This window comes from Oscillibacter sp. KLE 1728 (genome assembly GCF_934833455.1).
GTDB lineage: Bacteria > Bacillota > Clostridia > Oscillospirales > Oscillospiraceae > Oscillibacter > Oscillibacter welbionis.
The window spans coordinates 1-3452 of record NZ_CAKVVF010000130.1 but is presented as its reverse complement, the minus strand read 5'-3'; the positions used below and the strand labels follow the sequence as shown (position 1 = coordinate 3452).

The window sequence follows — 3452 nt, the reverse complement described above, 5'->3', positions numbered from 1 at the left end:
CTACAACCTGGAGGCCACCCCCGCCGAGTCCACCACCTACCGGCTGGCCAAGCATGACGTGGCACTGTATCCCGATATCATCACCGCTGCCAAGAACCCCGGTGACACGCCTTATTACACCAACTCCTCCCACCTGCCGGTGGGCTACACCAACGACATCTTCGAGGCCCTGGCCATCCAGGATGACCTGCAGACCCTGTACACCTCCGGCACTGTGTTCCACGCCTTTTTGGGTGAGAAGCTGCCGGACTGGAAGGCGGCTGCCAATTTGGTGCGGAAGATCGCGGAGAATTTCAAGCTCCCCTACTACACCATGTCCCCCACCTACTCCATCTGTCCGGACCACGGCTATCTCTCGGGCGAGCACTTTACCTGCCCCAAGTGTGGGAAGACCTGCGAGGTGTGGAGCCGCATCACCGGCTATTACCGCCCTGTCCAGAACTGGAACGACGGCAAGGTCCAGGAGTTCAAGGACCGGCAGGAGTACCAGGTGGAAAACTCCCGGCTGGAGGGCCGCCGCCTCTGCGACCGGGATGCTGCGACGGAGCCCGCAGCCGGCACCGCGCCCAGCACACCGGCGGAGCGGGGCGAGGACGGCCTGTTCCTCTTCACCACCAAGACCTGCCCCAACTGCAGCATCGCCAAGCGGGAGCTGGAGAAGGCGGGCATCGCCTATCAGGTGATGGACGTGAACGAGCATCGGGAGCTGGTGGCCCGGTACGGTATCCAGCAGGCCCCCACCCTGATCGTCCGCCACGGAGAGCAGGTGGAGAAGCTGGTGAACGCCTCCACCATCAAAAAATTCGCCACTTCGCAGAGCGTGTAAACAACGAAAAAGGAGGGACTCTCGTCCCTCCTTTTCCGAGCTCCAAAATGCCGTCTCTGCGGAGCAGCCCCCGCGGTACAGCGGTTACTATGTGGGGGGCTGCGAAGTCTCCCTTATCTTCTGTCAGTCATCAGAGAGGAACATCTATGGACCAGTATTTCGACATCATTATCGTGGGCGGCGGCCCGGCCGGGCTCACCGCCGCCGTCTACGCCCGCCGGGCAGGAAAGTCCGTTCTGCTGCTGGAACGGGAGAGCTTCGGCGGGCAGATCGCCTCCTCTCCCAAGGTGGAAAACTTTCCGGGCCTGCCCGCCGTGTCCGGCGCTGAACTGGCGGAGCGGCTGTACAGCCAGGCCGAGGCCCTGGGGACCCGGATCGAACTGGAGGAGGCGCTGGAGATCCAGAGCGGCACGCCCAGCCGGGTGGTCACCGACTACGGTGCCTATACCGCCGGGGCGGTAATCCTGGCCGCCGGGATGCGGCGCCGGACCCTGGGCCTTGCGGGCGAGGATCGTCTGGCCGGCATCTCCTTCTGCGCTGTGTGCGACGGAGCCTTTTACGCCGGACAGGATGTGGCAGTGGCCGGAGGCGGCAGCACCGCCCTGCAGGATGCGCTGTATCTGGCAGACATCTGCCGCCATGTGACGGTGATCCACCGGCGGTCGGACTTCCGGGCGGATCCCATTCTGGTGGAGCGGGCGGAGAAGACCGCCAACCTCACGCTGCTGCGGTCCACCGTGGTGGAGGCCCTGGAGGGATCGGAACGCCTCACCGGCCTGACCCTGCGGAACACCGCTGTGGGAGAAGTCTCCCACCTGCCGGTCTCTGCGCTGTTCCAGGCGGTGGGTCTGCTGCCGGAGAGCCGGCTGGCCCGGTCTCTGGGGGTGCCGGTGGACGAAGCGGGCTTTATCGCCGCCGGGGAGGACTGCCTGACGCCGATTCCCGGCATCTTTGCGGCAGGGGATCTCCGCGCCAAGGAGGTCCGCCAGCTGACCACCGCCTGCGCCGACGGCGCTGTGGCGGCCCTGGCGGCCTGCCGCTTTTGTGTTTGACGCCGGGCCACCTTCTCAAGAATCCGTACAGGCCGCCTGGCGTTCCCGGCGGCCTGTGCTGTTCTCTTCACTCCTCCAGAAGAGGGGGAGATTTTTCGGTCTGGGCGGGATCGCAAGAAACCGTTCACCCAATGGAAAGGCGGCCGCCGGTTTTTCGGCGGCCGCCTGGCGTTTATTTGATGGCAAAGGTGACGGAGACGGTGACCTGCTGTTCTCCCAGCAGCCCGCCCTGCGCCACGCAGTAGGTCCCGGCGGGCAGGACGCCGCCCCAGTCCAGCTCTCCCCAGCTGAGGGTAAGCTTCCGGCTCTCTCCCGGGGCCAGCTCATAGGCAATGGCGATGGTGTCCATTTCCTTGTTCATCTGATACCAGCCGCCGTTCACCTGCCGATAGAGACCGTAGTCCGCCCCATAGGAGAAGGTCTCCTCCGCCGCATTTTGCAGTACCACAACCGCGCCGGTGGTAGTGCATTGCTGCAGCTCCATCGTCAGCCCCTCCGGCGCCGCAGACAAGGCAGCCGCGGGCATCCCGCCCAGGAACAGCCGCTGGGTCAGAACGGCCAGCTCCTCCCAGGAGACGTTCTCCGCCGCCTGCAACTCCGTGGCGCTGCCGGAGAACCACAGGCCGTTCCGCACGGCCCATTGGACAGCCTCCCGACTCCAGGTTGGGATGGTATCCACGTCCCGGTATCCGGCCAGATCCCGGTCGCTCCCCTTCTCCAGCGGCAGGTCCGTGGTCTTGGCATAGCGGTACAGCATCACCGTCGCCTGCTGGCGGGTCACCGGTGCCGCAGGACGGAAGGCACCGCCTGCATAGCCCCCTGCGATGCCGCTGGCCTTAGCCCAACAGAGCGCCTCGAAATACGGAGACCAGGAGCCCACATCCCGGAAGGGTGCGGAGCTGCCCTCGCTGACCACAGGAGCGCCGCCGTGGGCCACATGGGCGTCATACAGGGCGTCTGCAAAGGCCCCGCGGCTCACCGCGTCCGGCGGTGTGCTTCCAGTCCCGCTGGCGGCACCGCACAGCAGCAGGCAGGCGCACAGGCACAATATCCAACCTCTCCAGATCCGACGTCTCATTCGGCGTCACGCTCCCCTTCTTTGTTTTTCCTGACTCCATGCGCCGTGCGGGCCATGAGAACAGGCAAGCCGGTTGGCGCATGAGGGTTTTCCGCATACAGACCCACAGCTCGCGCGCAGGACTTTCAAACCGCACATGGTCCTTCTACCATAGGTCTTTATAGGAATTAGACGATTTTTCCATAGGTTTTGTTTCATCTCCGGCAGAATTTTTTACCGTCGGCGAGCATCACAGGCCGTTGACGATGTTGTCCGGCCGCTCTCCCGCAGCCAAATGCTCCACATTTCGCCACATGTGGGCATGGGCCCGACGGAAGGATGCCTCTGTAATGCCGCCCAGGTGGGGTGCCAGGACCACTTTCCGATGGACCTCCGGCGGCAGCGCCGTCAGGGGGTGCCCCGCCGGCACCGGCTCCGGGGACAGCGTGTCCAACCCCGCTCCAGCGATTCGCCCCTCCAGCAGGGCCTGCCGCAGGGCCTCGTTGTCCACAAGCCC

At 64.9% G+C, this 3452-nt stretch carries 4 protein-coding genes; 2 read left to right on the top strand and 2 right to left on the bottom strand.

The genetic code is table 11. The annotated features are described in order from the left end of the window. Together QVE23_RS10690 and QVE23_RS10685 are read left to right on the top strand one after the other, a co-directional pair. Window positions 1-826, top strand: an 826-nt coding sequence (locus QVE23_RS10690; RefSeq protein WP_287968200.1) for an anaerobic ribonucleoside-triphosphate reductase, incomplete at its 5' end; no start/stop codon positions are given. A 146-nt stretch (window positions 827-972) separates the two neighbouring features. Then, entirely contained in the window at window positions 973-1878 is a 906-nt protein-coding gene (locus QVE23_RS10685; protein ID WP_136891540.1) for an NAD(P)/FAD-dependent oxidoreductase, read from the top strand. A gap of 172 nt (window positions 1879-2050) precedes the next feature. On the opposite strand, the gene QVE23_RS10680 is transcribed toward QVE23_RS10685, so the two are convergent. Continuing rightward, complete coding sequence (locus QVE23_RS10680; RefSeq protein WP_136891539.1) at window positions 2051-2956, bottom strand: S-layer homology domain-containing protein; 906 nt, start codon at window positions 2954-2956, stop codon at window positions 2051-2053. Between the two features lie 229 nt (window positions 2957-3185). Continuing rightward, the coding region (locus QVE23_RS10675) for an NAD(P)-dependent oxidoreductase (protein WP_287968199.1) at window positions 3186-3452 on the bottom strand (267 nt) is incomplete at its 5' end.